Below are 15,945 nucleotides of genomic sequence, written 5' to 3'. Positions count from 1 at the left end.
CGGCCCTTCCGGCGTGACCGCGGGTGCCGCACGGCCGGTCGCGCGGCCCCTCGCTCCGGTGGGGCGGCCCCGGACCTGACAGACTCGGAGCCATGGACGTCACACTCCCCGAACTCCCCTTCTCCTTCCGCACCTACGGACCCGACGGGCACTGGTCGTACGAGGACGGTGTGCTCACCGGGTGGGCCGGACCCCGGCAGGACCGCTTCGTGCCGCCCACCGGCGAGGGACTCGACCCGGCCTCCGACGCGCCCCGGCTGCTCGGCTCTCCGGAGGGGGACTTCCAGCTGATCGCCCGCGTGACGGTGGGCTTCGGGGCGGCCTTCGACGCGGGCGTGCTCTACGTCCACGTCGGGGAGCGGGCCTGGGCCAAGCTGTGCCTGGAGAACTCCCCGGACGTGCCCACCGTCTGCACGGTCGTCACCCGGGAGCACTCCGACGACGCCAACTCCTTCAGCGTGGACGGCAGTTCCGTCTGGCTGCGGGTCAGCCGCACCGGCCGCGCCTTCGCCTTCCACGCCTCACGCGACGGCGAGCGCTGGACCTTCGTCCGCCTGTTCACCCTGGGCGGCGAGAAGGAGACCGGGGCGGCGCTGGTGGGCTTCATGACCCAGTCGCCGATGGGGGAGGGCTGTGTGGTGACCTACGACCACATCGAGTTCAGGCCCGACTGGCCGAGCGACCTGAGAGACGGAAGCTGAGGGCGGACGTCACCGTCAGCAGGGCCGCGCCGGTGACCAGGCTCAGCCGCATGCCCGTCTCGAAACCGTCCGCGACCAGCGCCCCGAACACCGCGATGCCCATGCCTCCGGACACCTGACGGGCCGCGTTGAGCACCCCGGCCGCCAGCCCCGCGCGCTCGGCGGGCACGGCATCCATCATCGCGGCGGTGAGCGGCGGCACCGTCAGGGCGCATCCCAGCGCCAGCGGGATCAGCAGGAGGGCCACCAGCACCGGGGGCGTGCCCGCGTCGACGCACAGGAGGACCAGCAGCCCGGCGGCGGCCACCGGCTGTCCCACCAGCATCGGCAGCCGGGGCCCGTAGCGCCCGGTGAGCTTGCCGGCCACCACGTTCGTCACCGCGATCAGGCTCGTCATCGGCAGGAACAGCAGCCCGGCGTACAGCGCGGAGTGGTGCTGGACCTGCTGGAAGAAGAGCGAGAAGACGAACACCATGCTGTAGAAGGCCACGCTCACCGCCGAGCCGGCGGCGACCGCGGTGGCCACGGTCCGGTCGCGGAACAGGCCGAGCGGCACCACCGGGTGCGCCTGGCGCGCCTCGATCCACAGGAACGCGGCGCCCGCGACCACGGCCACCGCCACCGCGGCCAGGCCCGCCGTCCCGCCCTCGATCACCGCGAAGGCCAGTGCCGCGAGGGCCACCACCGCCGTCAGCTGTCCCGGCAGGTCCAGCGGGGCCGGGCGGGGCCGCGAGCGGGGCGCCCGCAGGAGCAGCAGCAGGATCACCGCCCCCACCGGCACGTTGACGAAGAAGATGCCGCGCCAGTTCCAGGCCGTGGTCAGCGCGCCGCCGGCCACCGGACCGAGCGCGACCGCGAGGGATCCGCCCGCCGCCCAGGCGGCCACCGCCCGGGCCCGCCGCGCCGGCTCCGGGTACGCCTGGCGCACCAGTGCCAGCGAGGCCGGGAGCACGACCGCCGCCGCGACCCCCTGCACCACCCGGGCGCCGACCAGGGCCGGCAGGCCCGGGGCCAGTCCGCAGGCCACCGAGGCGAGCGTGAACACCGCGGTGCCCAGCGCGTACGCCCGGCTCGCCCCGGCCCGGTCCGAGAAGGCGCCGGTGGACAGCATCAGCGCGGCGAAGGCCAGGGTGTAGGCGTCCACGACCCACTGGAGGCCGGACATCCCGGCGCCGAACGAGGAGCCGATCGTCGGCAGGGCCACGTTCACCACGGAGGCGTCGAGACAGGTCAGCCCGAAGCCGAGCAGCGCGGCGGTGAGGGTGAGCGCGGAGGAGGGCTTCCCGGACCCCGACTCCCCCCGGGCGAGGGCGGGTTCGAGGGTCCTGGACATCTGGTTCGTCGGCATGTCCCCCATGCTGCGGACTCGGGGCGCCGTACAGTAGTGGCCCGAATGCCATACGTCCGGAGGTTCTGGCCATGTCCGAGCGGCTCGCCCCCCACCGCGTCACCGTCATCGCCCCTTCCCCCGTGGCGCTGTTCAACCTCGCGATGCCGGAGATGCTGTTCGACAAGGTCCGGGTGGACGGCCGTCCCGGCTACGAGGTGGTCGTCTGCACGGCCGAGCCGGGACCCGTGCCCACGACCGGCGGACTCGACCTGTACGTCCCGCACGGGCTGGAGGCCGTGAGCGAGGCGGACACGGTGGTCGTCGCGGGCACCGGGGCGCCCTTCGAGCCCGACCCGAGGATCGTGGCGGTCCTCCGCGAGGCGGCCGCCGCGGGCAAACGCATCGCGTCCATCTGCACCGGCGCCTTCCAGCTCGCCGAGGCGGGCCTGCTCCAGGGCCGCAGGGCCACCACGTACTGGGCCCACGCCGGGGCGATGCGCCGGCGCTACCCGCAGGTCGAGCTGCGCGGCGACGTGCTGTACGTCCAGGACGGCCCGTACCTCACGTCGTCCGGCTACGCCGCGGGCATCGACCTGTGCCTGCACATCATCCGCACCGACTACGGCGCCGCCGTCGCCAACGAGGTCGCGCGCCTGGCCCTGGTCGCCCCGGTACGGCCCGGCGGCCAGACCCAGTTCACCCAGACCCCGCTGCCCCCCGAGCGCGGCAACGCCTGCGCCGACACCCGCGGCTGGGCCATGCGCAACCTCGACAAGCCGCTCACCCTGACCGACCTGGCCCGGCACGCGGGCGTCAGCGTGCGCACCCTCACCCGCCGGTTCCACGCCGAGAGCGGGGTCAGCCCCCTCCAGTGGCTGCTCCACCAGCGCGTGGAGCGGGCCAAGGAACTCCTGGAGACCACCACCCTGCCGATGGACCAGGTGGCCGCTGCCTGCGGACTGGGCACGGCCGACTCGCTGCGCGCCCACGTGGTCCGCCGCACCGGTCTCACCCCGAGCGCCTACCGGGCCCAGTTCAGCCGGCACGCGACCGCGACCGGAGCCGGGACGGGACCGGCGACCCGAGCCGGGACGGGACCGGCGACCCGAGCCGGAACCGTGAGCGCGGCCGTGACGTCCTCCGTCGCATGATCAGTGACCGTGCGACCGGCGGGCTGGTGATCCGCACCGCCCAGTGGCAGGCGGACCGCAAGCGCACGGCGACCCTCGACGTGCACACCGGCAATCTCCGCGCCCAGGCCTTCTACGCCCGCCTCGGCCGGGTCCCCGCCCCGGAGAACCCGCCCGAGGAGGGCGATCACCACCTGTACCCGCGGTACACCGTGGCCGGGCGGGTGGACGCGGCCGGGGAATGACCCGAGCCGCTTGAATGTTCACCTAATGACGACCCCGAAGGGTGTCCCGTACCCGTACGACCTGGAGAGAGCCGAAGAATGCGCGTCGAGATCTGGTCCGACATCGCCTGCCCGTGGTGCTACGTCGGAAAGGCCCGCTTCGAGAAGGCGCTCGACGCCTTCCCGCACCGTGACGAGGTCGAGGTCGTGCACCGCTCGTTCGAGCTGGACCCCGGCCGTGCCAAGGGCGACATCCAGCCGGTGATCACGATGCTCACCAAGAAGTACGGCATGAGCGCGGCGCAGGCGCAGGCGGGCGAGGAGAACCTCGGCACCCAGGCCGCCGCCGAGGGCCTCGACTACCGCACCCGGGACCGCGACCACGGCAACACCTTCGACATGCACCGCCTGCTGCACCTCGCCAAGGCGCGGGGCCGCCAGGACGAGCTAATCGGCCTCTTCTACAAGGCCAACTTCGCCGAGGAGCGGACCGTCTTCGGCGACGACGAGCGGCTCGTGGAGCTTGCCGTCGCCGCCGGGCTCGACGCCGACGAGGCCCGCGCGGTGCTGGCCGACCCGGCCGCGTACGCCGACGACGTCCGCGCCGACGAGCGCGAGGCGGCCGAACTGGGCGCGAACGGCGTCCCCTTCTTCGTCCTGGACCGCACCTACGGTGTCTCCGGCGCCCAGCCCGCCGAGGTCTTCGTCCAGGCACTGACCCAGGCCTGGGGCGAGCGTCCCGGGCTCACGCTCATCCAGGACGAGACCGCCGACGCCGAGGTCTGTGGTCCGGACGGCTGCGCCGTCCCGCAGAACTGAGAAGCGCCCGAGGGGGCCCCGGCGCGGGAAGCCGCAGGTCGGGGCCCATGCATAAGCGTCGCTTGGGGAAACCGCGTAGAACTGCGCAATGGACTTGGGCATCGTCCGGGCCCACAGTGGTCCCATGGAGACCTTCGAGACCCTCGTCCGTGCCGAGTTCGCCCCGGAGAACACCTTCCTGAACACGGCCAGCAGCGGTCTGCTGCCGGCCCGTACCGTCGCGGCCCTGCACGGGGCGGTGGCGCTGCGGGCCGCGGGCAGGCCCCTCGACCCGCTCTTCGAGGACGTGGAGCTGGCCCGCGCCTCCTTCGCCCGGCTGGCCGGGGTCCCGGCCGCCCGGGTCGCCGCCGGTCCCTCCGTCGCGGCCCAGAGCGCGCTCGTCGCGACCGGCCTGGCCCCGGGCGCCGAAGTCCTCACCGCCGAGGACGACTTCACCTCCGTCCTGAACCCGTTCCACGTCCGCGGCGACCTGAAGGTGCGCGCCGTACCGCTGGAACGGCTCGCCGAGTCCGTGCGGCCCGGCACGGCGCTCGTCGCGGTCAGCGCCGCGCAGTCCGCCGACGGGCGGATCGCCGACCTGCCCGCGCTGCGCGAGGCCGCCCGCGCCCACGGGGCGCGGACCTACGTCGACTTCTCGCAGTCGGCGGGCTGGCTCCCGTTCGACGCAGCCGCCTACGACTTCACGGTGTGCACCACCTTCAAGTGGCTGCTCGGCCCGCACGGCGCGGCCTTTCTCGTCGTGCCCGAGGACTTCGGCGGACTCACCCCGCTGCTCGCGGGCTGGGTCGCCGCAGAGGAGCCCTGGAACAGCTGCTACGGCCCCGTGCAGGAACTCGCCCACTCCGCACGCCGGTTCGACGTGAGCCCCGCCCTGTTCACCTACACCGGGGTGCGCCACTCCCTCGCGCTCATCGAGGAACTGGGCGTGGACGCCGTGCACGCGCACGATCTCGCGCTGGCCGACCGGTTCCGTACGGGGCTGGGCGCGCTGGGCCACGAGCCGCTGCCCGCACCCGGCTCCGCCATCGTCTCGGTGCCCGGACTCGGCCACCGCCAGGGCGAGTTGAGCCGGGCCGGGATCGAGGTGTCGAACCGCGCGGGCAATCTGCGGGCCTCGTTCCACCTCTACAACACGCCGGCCGACGTCGACCGGCTGCTGGACGTACTCGCCGGCTGACCTGCGCGAACGGCGGACGGCCCCGGGGAGCGTGTTCCCCGGGGCCGTCCGCCGCTCATCGGGCGGGATCACCGGACCGGCGTGATCACCGGACCGGCGTGAAGTCCCGGGCCCCGATGAACTCCGGCCTGCGCACGGGCGCCGCGAACGGCTCCACCGCGGCGTTCTCCACGCTGTTGAACACGATGAAGACGTTGCTGCGCGGGAACGGCGTGATGTTGTCCCCCGAGCCGTGCATGCAGTTGCAGTCGAACCAGGTCGCCGAACCGGCCCTGCCCGTGAAGAGCTTGATGCCGTGCCGGCTCGCGAGCTCGGTGAGCGCCTCGTCCGAGGGCGTCCCGGCGTCCTGCATCTGGAGGGACTTCTTGTAGTTGTCCTTCGGCGTGGCCCCCGCACACCCGAGGAACGTCCGGTGCGACCCCGGCATGATCATGAGGCCGCCGTTGGTGTCGTGGTTCTCGGTCAGCGCGATCGAGACGGACACCGTCCGCATGTTCGGCAGGCCGTCCTCGGCGTGCCAGGTCTCGAAGTCCGAGTGCCAGTAGAAGCCGCCCGCCCCGAAGCCCGGCTTGACGTTGATCCGCGACTGGTGGACGTACACGTCCGAGCCGAGGATCTGGCGGGCGCGGCCCACCACCCGCTCGTCGCGCACGAGCCGGGCGAAGACCTCGCTGATCCGGTGCACCTCGAAGACGGACCGGATCTCCCGCGATCCCGGCTCGACGACCGAACGCTCGTCGGCGCGGATCGCCGGATCGGCCACGAGCCGCTCCAGCTCCCGCCGGTAGACGGCGACCTCGTCGTCGCCGATGAGCTGCTCGACGGAGAGGAAGCCGTCGCGCTCGTAGGAGTGGAGGTCGGGGACCGAGATCGGGCCGGGTTCGTCCGGCGCGCCCCAGACGACCGGGTCCTGGCGGGGCGCGGCCATCTCGGTGGCGGCGCGGCTGGGGTACAGATCGGTGAGTGCGGTCATCGGTGTGTCACACCTCCTCGGGTTCGGTGAGCAGGGGGTAGACGCCGTTCTCGTCGTGGTCCTCCCGTCCGGTGACGGGCGGGTTGAAGACGCAGACGCAGCGGAAGTCGGTCTTGGGGCGCAGGGTGTGGCGCTCGTGACCGTTCAGCAGGTACATCGTTCCCGGCGCGATCCAGTGCTTCTCGCCGGTCTCGTGATCGGTGAGTTCGGCCTCGCCCTCGACACAGAGCACGGCCTCGATGTGGTTCGCGTACCACATCGACGTCTCCGTGCCCGCGTACAGGATCGTCTCGTGCAGGGAGAAGCCGACCTTCTCCTTGGCGAGGACGATGCGCTTGCTCTCCCACGTCCCGGTCGCCGCTTTCACGTGCCGGTCGGTGCCTTCGACATCCTTGAACGAACGGACTATCACGCTGGTGCGATGCCTCTCTCTCGTGCTTCTCGTGCTTTCCGGCCGGTCTCCCGGGGGAGCCGGCTCAGACGGTCTCCCGGACGGCGCGTTCGAGGGTGCGCAGGCCCTCGTCGAGCTCGTCGGGGGTGATGGTGAGCGCGGGCAGCAGTTTCACGACCTCGCTCTCCGGTCCCGACGTCTCGATGAGCAGCCCGAGTTCGAAGGCGCGGCGGGCGACGCGTGAGGCGCGGGCCTTGTCCTTGAACTCCAGGCCCCAGACGAGCCCGCGGCCCCGGTACTCCTTGACGTCGGCGAGGTTCTCCTCGGTGATGGAGACCAGCGCCCGCTCGATCTGCTCGCCCCGGGCGCGGGTCTGCTTCTCCATCGCCGACCCGTCGGTCCAGTAGGCCTCCAGCGCGGCCGCGGCCGTCACGAACGCCGGGTTGTTGCCGCGGAAGGTGCCGTTGTGCTCGCCCGGCTCCCAGACGTCCAGCTCGGGCTTGAACAGGCACAGCGACATCGGCAGCCCGTACCCGCTGATGGACTTGGACACGGTCACGATGTCGGGCACGATCCCCGCCTCCTCGAAGGAGAAGAACGCGCCGGTCCGCCCGCAGCCCATCTGGATGTCGTCGACGATCAGCAGCATGTCGCGGCGCGCGCACAGATCGGCGAGGGCACGCAGCCACTCGGGCCGCGCCACGTTGATCCCGCCCTCGCCCTGGACGGTCTCGACGATCACCGCGGCGGGCTGGTTGAGCCCCGAGCCCTGGTCCTCCAGGAGCCGTTCGAACCAGAGGAAGTCCGGGACCTGTCCGTCGAAGTAGTTGTCGAACGGCATCGGGGTGCCGTGCACCAGCGGGATGCCGGCGCCCGCGCGCTTGAAGGCGTTGCCGGTCACCGCGAGCGAGCCGAGCGACATCCCGTGGAAGGCGTTGGTGAACGACACGATCGCCTCGCGTCCCTTCACCTTCCGCGCGAGCTTCAGCGCCGACTCGACCGCGTTGGTGCCCGTGGGGCCCGGGAACATCACCTTGTACGGCAGGTCGCGCGGCCGCAGCACCAGGTTCTGGAAGGCCTCCAGGAAGCCGCGCTTGGCGGTCGTCGACATGTCGAGACCGTGGGTGACGCCGTCGCGCTCCAGGTAGTCGATCAGGGCCCGTTTGAGGACGGGGTTGTTGTGTCCGTAGTTCAGCGATCCGGCGCCGGCGAAGAAGTCGAGGTACTCGTGGCCGTCCTCGTCGTACATGCGGCTGCCCCGGGCCCGGTCGAAGACGGTGGGCCAGTTGCGGCAGTAGCTGCGCACCTCCGACTCCAGGGTCTCGAAGACGCTGAGGTCCGGCTGGGTGATCGTCAAGGTGATTCGCTCCTCGAAGCGGTGGGGGGAGGGGAGGAAGAGGGGGGAGGTTCAGGCGGCGAACGGGCCGATGCGGTACAGCACTTCGGGGTCGTGCGGTCCGTCGGGGAACTGGCCCGTCTCGAACAGCACCTCGCGCTCGACGGCCGCGCCGTGGCGCCGCGCGTACGACGTGAACAGGCGCTCGGAGGCGACGTTGCCCGGCGTGATGGTGGTCTCGACGGCGGTCAGCCCGCGCTCGGCCGCCACCCGCGCGGTCAGTCCGTCGAGCAGCCGCGCGGCCAGTCCTCGGCCGCGGTGGGCCTTGTCGACGGCCACCTGCCACACGAGCAGGGTCCGGGGGTGCTCGGGGCGCACGTACGCGGTGACGAAACCGACGGGGCGTCCCTCGGCGTCGCGCGCCACCGCCGAGGTGCCGGCGAAGTCACGGCACCACAGCAGGTAGCTGTACGAGGAGTTCAGGTCGAGGGTTCGGGAGTCCTTGGCGATACGCCAGAGGGCGGCCCCGTCGGCCACCTCCGGACGGTCGATCCGAAGGCCATCCGGCATTTCCAGGAATTCCGCTGACAGGTCTGCTTGGGCGACGGTCATGCGGATTGAATTTACCGACGGAAAGCTCGAATTGCATCGTCGGACCGGGTTACGGATGGAGCATGGGTGTGTTATCACGCGCCCGTGAAAGAGTGACCACGGACACGGCTCTATGGCAGGTTTTGCCCGGAAAATACCGCGGAAAAGGGGCGGGTTGTGGAGTGCGTCACAACGTTGAAAAGCGTGGGAGACCTGCGGGGATCGCGCCGTTCCGTGCACGCGAAATCTTTGCGTTTAGTCACGGGAAAAGCGGGCAGAAGAATGCAGGAAGCTGAACCGAATTAATTCCGCGCCATTTCGTGAATCGTATGTGACGCGGTGTCCGGCACGAAAGCGATGCACGGGCTTTCCGCGACCCGGCGGCCCTGTGGGTCCCGGCCGAGGCAAAGGGCGCCTCGGCCGGACGTGCGTGCCCCGGCGGGACGTGGCTGCCTGCGCCGGAGGCGAGGGTGCCCCCGACGGGGGACGGGTGTGCCGCGTGCCCCGGCGAGGGTTGCCCCCGACGGGCGACGGGTGTGCCGCGTGCCCCGGCAAGGGTCGCCCCCGACCGGGACTTGCGTGCCCGGGCCGGGGAGTGGGTGCCTCCGACGGAGCCGGGGCGTGCCTCCGACGGAGGTGAAGGTGCCCCAGGTCGGGACGTGCGGGCCCCGGCGGGACGTGCGTGCCTCTGTCGGAGGTGAAGGTGCCCCAGGTCGGGACGTGCGTGCCCCGGCGGGACGTGCGTGCCTCCGACGGAGGTGAAGGTGCCCCCGACGGAGACGGATGTGCTTCGGGCGGAGGCGAGGGTGTCCCGGCTGGGACGTGCGTGCCTCCGCCGGAGGCCAGGGTGCCCCGACGCGGACGTGGGTGCCTCCGCCGGGGATGTGCGTGCCCCGGCGGGCGCCGGGTGACCCCGTCGGGGAAGGTGCCTCAGTCCCAGGCCAGGGCCACGGCTCGGCGCGCCCCTTCGAGGTCCACCTCGAAGCCCGCCTCGGCCAGCGCCGCGCCCAGGCCCGCGAGGCTCGCGTGGACCGCGCCGCGGGTGGCGTCGGGGCCGTAGTGGTTCACGCGGATCATCGACTGCGCGAGAGCGCCGCCGCCCGCGGCGAGCGGCAGCGCGGGATCCGCGGCCAGCGCCTTCGCGACCACCGCGGACGCGTCCACGTTCTCGGGCACCCGCAGGGTGGTGGCGACGGGCGCCGCGTCCGAGGCCGCGTCCACGTACGGCGCCAGACCGCCGCCGAGGGCCAGCGCACCCGCCCGGGTGGCCGCCGCGGCCGAGGCGTGGCGCGCCATCACCGCGTCCAGGCCCTCGCCCTCGATCCGCTCCACGCAGGCCTCCAGCGCCAGCATCTCCAGCTGCGCGGGCGCGTGCAGCAGCGTCTTGCGGCCGCCGTCGATCCAGCGCTCCTTCCAGTCGAGGAGGGAGAGGTAGGAGCGGCGCGGCGCGCCGGGGTTCGCCGCCATCCGCGCCCACGCCCGCTCGCTCACCGACACCGCCGACACGCCGGCGGGACCGCCCATCGCCTTCTGCGCCCCGATCACGCACAGGTCGACGCCCCAGGCGTCCGGCAGCACCGGCTCGGCGCCGATCGAGGCGACGGCGTCCAGGTAGAAGAGGGCGCCCTGCTCGCGTACGGCCTCGCCGATCTCCGCCACCGGGTTGGTGTTGCCCGTGGCGGCCTCGGCGTGCACGAGCGACACGAAGTCGATCGACGGGTGCTCGGCGAAGGCCGCACGGATCTGCGCGGCGGTCACCGCGGTGTGGAACGGCACCGCCAGATCGATCACCGTCGCCCCGCAGTCGCGCAGCCAGTTCCCGAACGTCTGGCCGTAGGGGCCGGTGACGACGTTCAGGGCGGTGGTGCCGGGACCCGCCGTGCCCCGGATGGCCCCTTCCAGGGGGAGCAGCGCCTCGCCCTGCGTGATCACGACGTCCTGTGCGGTGGAGAGCAGCCGGGCGACACGGTCCTCGATCGACGCGAAGTGTGCGGCGGTCAGTGGGGCGAGGTCCAGGAACGGGTGTGTCACGGCGGTGCTCTCTTCACTCTTGGGGTACAGGTGACGAGATTAACCGTCGTGCCCCCGTCCCCGCCCACTGGTGACTTCTTAGGTCAAGCGGCCCTGTGGCCATCGGTTTGATTTGAGAGCCTCAAACATCTCCTTATAATCGGAACCCACAGTTCCCTGACAGGAAGGCCCGCCGTGAACACCCTCTCCGGCCGCCGGACCCGAGTCCTGGCCGCGATCACCCTGACGGCCGGGCTGACGCTCGTGGCCGCCTGCACCTCCAGCGGGAACGGCGGAAGCGGCTCCAAGACCGCGTCCGGCGGGGTCGAGCTCGTCAAGGCGGGACAGCTCACCACGTGCACCCACCTGCCCTACCCGCCGTTCCAGTCGGAGATCGACGGCAAGGTGCAGGGCTTCGACGTGTCGCTGATCGACCTCGTCGCCAAGGACCTGGGCGTGAAGCAGGCCATCGTCGACACGCCCTTCGAGAACTTCAAGACGGGCGCGTTCCTCAACTCCGAGCAGTGCGACCTCGCCGCGGCCGGCATGACGATCACCCCGGAGCGCAAGAAGAACGTCGACTTCTCCGACCCGTACTTCGACGCCACCCAGGGTGTGCTGGTCGACAAGAAGAGCGGCGTCACCTCGCTGGACGACGTCAAGGCGAAGGGCAAGAAGCTCGGGGCCCAGGCGCAGACCACCGGTGAGGACTACGCCAAGAAGCAGGGCTTCGACCCGGTCTCCTTCGAGTCCTCCGACGCGGTCCTCAGCGGACTGCGCAGCGGTCAGGTCCAGGCCGTCATCATCGACTACCCGGTCGTCCAGGGCTGGCTCAAGGACAAGGCCAACGCCGACGCCTTCAAGGTGGTGGACAACCTCAACACCGGTGAGCAGTACGGCTTCACGGTGAAGAAGGGCAACGCCAAGCTCCTCGCCGCCATCAACAAGGCCATCGCGGACGCCAAGGCCGACGGCACGTACAAGAAGCTCTACGAGAAGTGGATCGGCCCCTACGACGCGGCCGCGGCCTCCGCCTCCCCGTCCGCCTCATGAGCGGTGCCGACACGCCCCTCCAGCCCCACAGGTCCGGCCTGAGCCGGCGCCGCAAGCGCCAGATCTCCCGCGGTGTGCAGTACGCCGTCTTCGTGGCCGTCGTGATCGTCTTCGCGGTCACGGCGGACTGGAGCCGTCTTCAGAACCAGTTCTTCCAGTGGGACCTGGTCAAGCAGATGTTCCCGGACGTCATCACCCTGGCGCTGAAGAACACGGTCATCTACACGATGTCCGGCTTCGCCGTCGGTCTCGTCCTCGGCATCGTCATCGCCCTGATGCGCCTGTCCTCGGTGGGCCCCTACCGCTGGTTCGCCGGGGTCTACATCGAGGTCTTCCGCGGCCTGCCCGCGCTGATGATCTTCATCTTCGTGGGCGTCGCGGTACCGCTGGCGTTCCCGGGCACGGAGATCATCGGCGGAACGTACGGAAAGGTCGCCCTCGCGCTCGGTCTGGTGGGCGCCGCCTACATGGCCGAGACCTTCCGCGCGGGTATCCAGGCCGTGCCCAAGGGGCAGATGGAGGCGGCCCGTTCGCTGGGCTTCTCGCACGCCAGGGCCATGGTCTCGGTCATCGTCCCGCAGGCGTTCCGGATCATCGTCCCGCCGCTCACCAACGAACTCGTGACCCTCTTCAAGGACTCCTCGCTGGTGCTGTTCCTCGGTGTCACCCTGGAGGAGCGCGAACTGTCCAAGTACGGCCGTGACCTGGCCAGTACGACCGCCAACTCCACGCCGATCCTGGTCGCGGGTCTCTGCTACCTGCTCGTCACCATCCCGCTCGGCTTCGTCGCCCGACGCCTCGAGGCGCGGCAGAAGGAGGCCACGAAGTGAGCACGCCCGAGATCCAGGTGAAGGACCTGCACAAGTCCTTCGGCGACAACGAGGTGCTGCGCGGTATCGACCTGGAGATCGGCCGGGGCGAGGTCGTCTGCGTGATCGGCCCCTCCGGCTCCGGCAAGTCGACCCTGCTGCGCTGTGTGAACCTCCTGGAGGAGCCCACCAAGGGCCAGGTGTTCGTCGGCGGGACGCAGGTCACGGACCCCGACGTCGACATCGACGCCGTACGCCGCCGTATCGGCATGGTCTTCCAGCAGTTCAACCTCTTCCCCCATCTGTCGGTGACCGGGAACCTCACGCTGCCGCAGCGCCGGGTGCTGGGCCGGGGCAAGGAGGAGGCGGCCCGGATCGCCGCCGAGAACCTCTCCCGGGTGGGTCTCGCGGAGAAGGCCGACGCCTTTCCCGCCTCGCTCTCCGGCGGCCAGCAGCAGCGCGTCGCGATCGCCAGGGCGCTCGCGATGGGGCCCGACGTGATGCTCTTCGACGAGCCGACCTCGGCACTCGACCCCGAACTCGTCGGTGACGTGCTCTCCGTCATGCGGGTGCTCGCGGACGAGGGCATGACGATGATGGTCGTCACGCACGAGATGTCCTTCGCGCGCGAGGTCGCCGACCGGGTCGTCTTCATGGACGGCGGGGTGATCGTCGAGGAAGGCGCCCCGGCCCAGGTGATCGGCAACCCGGCCCACGAGCGCACCCGGCACTTCCTGTCCCGGCTGCTCGACCCCGCGATGGCGGACGTCCCCGAGGGGACACCGGACGCGGGCGCCGGGAACAGGACAGGGCGGGACGGGACCGGCGAGTCGCCTCACTAAGGTGCCGTGCATGAGCGATCACCCGGTACTCCACGTGAAAGGGCGGGTCCTCGTCGGGCCCGACGACGTCCGCGACGAACTGTGGGTCGTCGGCGGACGGATCTCCTACGACCGTCCCGCCGGCGCCCGGGACATCCGCACGGTCGAGGGCTGGGCGCTGCCCGGCCTGGTCGACGCGCACTGCCACGTCGGGCTCGACGCCCACGGCCCGGTCCCGGCGGACGTCTCCGAGAAGCAGGCGCTGACCGACCGCGACGCCGGCACCCTCCTCCTCCGGGACGCCGGTTCACCCTCCGACACCCGCTGGACCGACGACCGCGACGACCTCCCGAAGATCATCCGCGCGGGCCGGCACATCGCCCGCACCCGCCGCTACATCCGCAACTACGCCCACGAGATCGAGCCGGAGGACCTGGTCGCGTACGTCGCCCGGGAGGCCCGGCGCGGTGACGGCTGGGTCAAGCTCGTCGGGGACTGGATCGACCGCGGCACAGGCGACCTGAGCGCCTGCTGGCCGCGCGACGCCGTCGAGGCGGCGATCGCCGAGGCGCACCGGCTCGGTGCCCGCGTCACCGCGCACTGCTTCGCCGAGGACTCGCTGCGGGACCTGGTCGAGGCGGGCATCGACTGCGTCGAGCACGCCACCGGCCTCACCGAGGACACCGTCCCGCTCTTCGCCGAGCGCGGTGTCGCCATCGTCCCGACCCTCGTGAACATCGCCACCTTCCCGCGGCTCGCGGACGGCGGCGAGGCCAAGTACCCGCTGTGGTCGGCGCACATCCGACGCCTCCACGAGCGCCGCTACGACACGGTGCGGGCCGCGTACGACGCCGGGATCCCGGTCTACGTGGGCACCGACGCGGGCGGCTCCCTCGCCCACGGCCTCGTCGCGGCCGAGGTCGCCGAGCTCGTCACCGCGGGCATCCCGCCCGTCGAGGCGCTCTCCGCCACCACCTGGGGAGCCAGGCGCTGGCTCGGGCGGCCCGGCCTCGACGAGGGGGCGCCCGCGGACCTCGTGGTCTACGTGGGGGACCCGCGCGACGACGTACGGGTCCTGGCGGATCCGCGCCGCGTGGTCCTGAGCGGACGGATCGTCGGTTGACGGAGCGTGACGGCCGGGGTGGGGCGCTCGTTACCCACCACCGGTCGCGCTCCGGCGCGTCGGCGTCCACCGGTCGGCGCGTCAACCGGCGCGCCCGGCCGGGTGCGTTGAGCGAGTGACGGTGGAGAACAGCCGTGCCCAGGGATTCGAAGGCGTGCGCGGTGAACCCACGAAGGAGTGAACTCACGTCAGGTACCTGACTGTTCACTCTCAGTGCGTAATTCTTTCCGGGTCCCAGGCTTTCTCCTATGGGGGTCCCACCCTTGAACAGCATCAACCACCGCATGCCCGCGCGCCGTTTCGCCGTCACCGCGGCCGCCGCCGTCCTCGCCGCGGGTCCCACCGCGCTGGCCGGCGCGGGCTCCGCCCAGGCGAGTGACGACCACGGGCGCGCGAGCGCCGTCGTGCTCCGCACCGGGCTCGACGTGTCCCTCCTCAAGAAGACCGTGAACGTCCCGCTCGCGGTCTCCCTGAACGAGGTGCAGGCGCCGCAGAGCGCCGAGAAGACCGCGCTCACCGCCCAGTTGGACGGCGTCGACGGAGGGCGCCCGTTCAGCGTGCTCCGCGCGGACGTCGCCACCGCCAGGGCCACCGTCTCCGCCACGAAGGCCGAGGGCTCCACCCGCCTCGCGCACGCCGCCGTCCATGTCCCCGGACTGCCGCTGCTGTCGCTGATCGAGGTCGAGGACGTGACCTCGAAGGCGACCTGCGAGGCGGGCAGGAAGCCCGTCGCCACCGCCAACCTGCTGGGTTCCGTCACCGTCCTCGGCAAGAAGGTCACGCTGACGACGGGCGGCCCCACGCATGTGAAGGTCCCCGGGATCGGCGAGGTGCGGCTCGATCTCTCCAGGACGGAGACGACCTCCCGGACGGCCGCCGCCTCGGCGCTCGAACTCAACGTGTCCGTCGACCCGTTGAAGCTGGGCGTGGCCGCGGTCGAGGGCACGGTGACACTGGCGAAGGCCACCTGTGAGTCCCCGGACGGGCCCGCGCCCGCCGCCCAGGAGTCCGTGTCGGCCACGCCTTCGAAGGAGTCGGCCGCCCCGGTGGCCGAGGCGAGTCCGCAGGGCGCTCCCGAAGGGGGAGGCCTCGCCGAGACCGGAAGCAGTTCCATGACGCCGTACCTGGCCGGCGGCGCGGCGGTCCTGCTCGCCGCGGGCGCCGGAGCGGTGGCCGTCTCCCGCCGCCGCAGGAGCTGACGCCCCTCTCCCGGCCGAACGGCCTTGGCCCGTCCGGGGGGCGGGGGGACGGGCCGGTCGGGTCGGGGAGAACCCCCGCGGGCCGGCCGGGGCGGAGCGGTGCGGCGGCGCCGGGCCTGGCGCTCGACGGCGCCGTCCCGACGCTGCCGGGGCCGGAACGACCCCCGTTTCCGGCCCGTCCGCCTGCGCCACCGGAGGCGCTTGGGTGTCGGCACCGGTTGGAGCGCCCTTGCCTCCAGGGGCCCGGGCGTCGGCACC

The 15,945-nt window shown here is 71.9% G+C and carries 16 protein-coding genes; 10 read left to right on the top strand and 6 right to left on the bottom strand.

Annotated features, from left to right (window positions below):
- Positions 1-92 precede the first annotated feature (92 nt).
- On the top strand, positions 93-701 hold the full coding sequence (locus WJM95_RS06835; RefSeq protein ID WP_339128602.1) for a DUF1349 domain-containing protein: 609 nt from the start codon (positions 93-95) through the stop codon (positions 699-701).
- Here WJM95_RS06835 and WJM95_RS06830 read toward each other — a convergent pair.
- Positions 661-2,034, bottom strand: a complete 1,374-nt coding sequence (locus WJM95_RS06830) for an MFS transporter (RefSeq protein ID WP_339135396.1) — start codon at positions 2,032-2,034, stop codon at positions 661-663. The genes WJM95_RS06835 and WJM95_RS06830 overlap by 41 nt on opposite strands.
- 86 nt (positions 2,035-2,120) lie before the next feature.
- Between WJM95_RS06830 and WJM95_RS06825 the strand changes: the two genes are divergently transcribed.
- The 4 genes from WJM95_RS06825 (at position 2,121) to WJM95_RS06810 (ending at position 5,381) form a co-directional block, all read left to right on the top strand.
- Positions 2,121-3,182: a helix-turn-helix domain-containing protein gene (locus WJM95_RS06825; RefSeq protein WP_339128601.1), complete on the top strand. Its 1,062-nt coding sequence runs from the start codon at positions 2,121-2,123 to the stop codon at positions 3,180-3,182.
- Positions 3,179-3,406 carry a hypothetical protein gene (locus tag WJM95_RS06820; RefSeq protein WP_339128600.1) on the top strand — a complete coding sequence of 76 codons (228 nt, stop codon included), beginning with the start codon at positions 3,179-3,181 and terminating at the stop codon, positions 3,404-3,406. Before WJM95_RS06825 ends, WJM95_RS06820 begins: the two co-directional genes overlap by 4 nt.
- A 78-nt stretch (positions 3,407-3,484) precedes the next feature.
- On the top strand, positions 3,485-4,204 hold the full coding sequence (locus WJM95_RS06815; RefSeq protein ID WP_339128598.1) for a DsbA family oxidoreductase: 720 nt from the start codon (positions 3,485-3,487) through the stop codon (positions 4,202-4,204).
- 124 nt (positions 4,205-4,328) lie between these two features.
- Positions 4,329-5,381 (top strand): aminotransferase class V-fold PLP-dependent enzyme, encoded by a 1,053-nt coding sequence (locus WJM95_RS06810; protein WP_339128597.1) that lies wholly within the window; start codon positions 4,329-4,331, stop codon positions 5,379-5,381.
- A gap of 85 nt (positions 5,382-5,466) precedes the next feature.
- Here WJM95_RS06810 and thpD read toward each other — a convergent pair whose 3' ends face one another.
- The 5 genes from thpD to WJM95_RS06785 form a co-directional block, all read right to left on the bottom strand.
- Positions 5,467-6,354, bottom strand: coding sequence for an ectoine hydroxylase (thpD, locus tag WJM95_RS06805; protein WP_339128595.1), 888 nt, complete (start codon positions 6,352-6,354; stop codon positions 5,467-5,469).
- Between the two features lie 7 nt (positions 6,355-6,361).
- Positions 6,362-6,766, bottom strand: coding sequence for an ectoine synthase (locus WJM95_RS06800; protein ID WP_326788532.1), 405 nt, complete (start codon positions 6,764-6,766; stop codon positions 6,362-6,364).
- Between the two features lie 64 nt (positions 6,767-6,830).
- The gene (gene ectB, locus WJM95_RS06795; RefSeq protein ID WP_339128594.1) at positions 6,831-8,102 is read right to left on the bottom strand and encodes a diaminobutyrate--2-oxoglutarate transaminase; all 1,272 of its coding nucleotides are present in this window, start codon (positions 8,100-8,102) and stop codon (positions 6,831-6,833) included.
- Between the two features lie 51 nt (positions 8,103-8,153).
- Complete coding sequence (gene ectA, locus WJM95_RS06790) at positions 8,154-8,693, bottom strand: diaminobutyrate acetyltransferase (protein ID WP_339128593.1); 540 nt, start codon at positions 8,691-8,693, stop codon at positions 8,154-8,156.
- A gap of 909 nt (positions 8,694-9,602) precedes the next feature.
- Positions 9,603-10,703 carry an aminotransferase class V-fold PLP-dependent enzyme gene (locus tag WJM95_RS06785; RefSeq protein WP_339128592.1) on the bottom strand — a complete coding sequence of 367 codons (1,101 nt, stop codon included), beginning with the start codon at positions 10,701-10,703 and terminating at the stop codon, positions 9,603-9,605.
- Between the two features lie 174 nt (positions 10,704-10,877).
- On the opposite strand from WJM95_RS06785, the gene WJM95_RS06780 reads away from it, so the two are divergent.
- The 5 genes from WJM95_RS06780 (at position 10,878) to WJM95_RS06760 (ending at position 15,687) form a co-directional block, all read left to right on the top strand.
- A complete protein-coding gene (locus WJM95_RS06780) occupies positions 10,878-11,735 on the top strand; it encodes a transporter substrate-binding domain-containing protein (RefSeq protein ID WP_339128591.1) in 858 nt (285 codons plus the stop codon).
- Complete coding sequence (locus WJM95_RS06775; protein WP_339128590.1) at positions 11,732-12,565, top strand: amino acid ABC transporter permease; 834 nt, start codon at positions 11,732-11,734, stop codon at positions 12,563-12,565. The genes WJM95_RS06780 and WJM95_RS06775 overlap by 4 nt, the downstream gene beginning before the upstream one ends.
- Positions 12,562-13,386, top strand: a complete 825-nt coding sequence (locus WJM95_RS06770) for an amino acid ABC transporter ATP-binding protein (protein ID WP_339128589.1) — start codon at positions 12,562-12,564, stop codon at positions 13,384-13,386. The genes WJM95_RS06775 and WJM95_RS06770 overlap by 4 nt, the downstream gene beginning before the upstream one ends.
- 10 nt (positions 13,387-13,396) lie before the next feature.
- Positions 13,397-14,488, top strand: coding sequence for an amidohydrolase family protein (locus WJM95_RS06765; protein ID WP_339128588.1), 1,092 nt, complete (start codon positions 13,397-13,399; stop codon positions 14,486-14,488).
- 263 nt (positions 14,489-14,751) lie between these two features.
- Entirely contained in the window at positions 14,752-15,687 is a 936-nt protein-coding gene (locus WJM95_RS06760; protein ID WP_339128587.1) for an SCO1860 family LAETG-anchored protein, read from the top strand.
- The last annotated feature ends 258 nt before the right edge of the window (positions 15,688-15,945 follow it).

The sequence above is a fragment of the Streptomyces sp. f51 genome (assembly GCF_037940415.1).
Lineage (GTDB): Bacteria > Actinomycetota > Actinomycetes > Streptomycetales > Streptomycetaceae > Streptomyces.
Note: the sequence above shows the minus strand (reverse complement) of the source record. Positions and strands in the feature narration are given on the sequence as shown.

Excerpts from the sequence above, each read along its gene's own strand:
- WJM95_RS06835 (WP_339128602.1), top strand. The coding sequence starts at position 93 with ATGGACGTCACACTCCCCGAACTCCCCTTCTCCTTCCGCACCTACGGA.
- WJM95_RS06830 (WP_339135396.1), bottom strand. The coding sequence starts at position 2,034 with ATGTCCAGGACCCTCGAACCCGCCCTCGCCCGGGGGGAGTCGGGGTCC.
- WJM95_RS06825 (WP_339128601.1), top strand. The coding sequence starts at position 2,121 with ATGTCCGAGCGGCTCGCCCCCCACCGCGTCACCGTCATCGCCCCTTCC.
- WJM95_RS06820 (WP_339128600.1), top strand. The coding sequence starts at position 3,179 with ATGATCAGTGACCGTGCGACCGGCGGGCTGGTGATCCGCACCGCCCAG.
- WJM95_RS06815 (WP_339128598.1), top strand. The coding sequence starts at position 3,485 with ATGCGCGTCGAGATCTGGTCCGACATCGCCTGCCCGTGGTGCTACGTC.
- WJM95_RS06810 (WP_339128597.1), top strand. The coding sequence starts at position 4,329 with ATGGAGACCTTCGAGACCCTCGTCCGTGCCGAGTTCGCCCCGGAGAAC.
- thpD (WP_339128595.1), bottom strand. The coding sequence starts at position 6,354 with ATGACCGCACTCACCGATCTGTACCCCAGCCGCGCCGCCACCGAGATG.
- ectA (WP_339128593.1), bottom strand. The coding sequence starts at position 8,693 with ATGACCGTCGCCCAAGCAGACCTGTCAGCGGAATTCCTGGAAATGCCG.
- WJM95_RS06775 (WP_339128590.1), top strand. The coding sequence starts at position 11,732 with ATGAGCGGTGCCGACACGCCCCTCCAGCCCCACAGGTCCGGCCTGAGC.
- WJM95_RS06765 (WP_339128588.1), top strand. The coding sequence starts at position 13,397 with ATGAGCGATCACCCGGTACTCCACGTGAAAGGGCGGGTCCTCGTCGGG.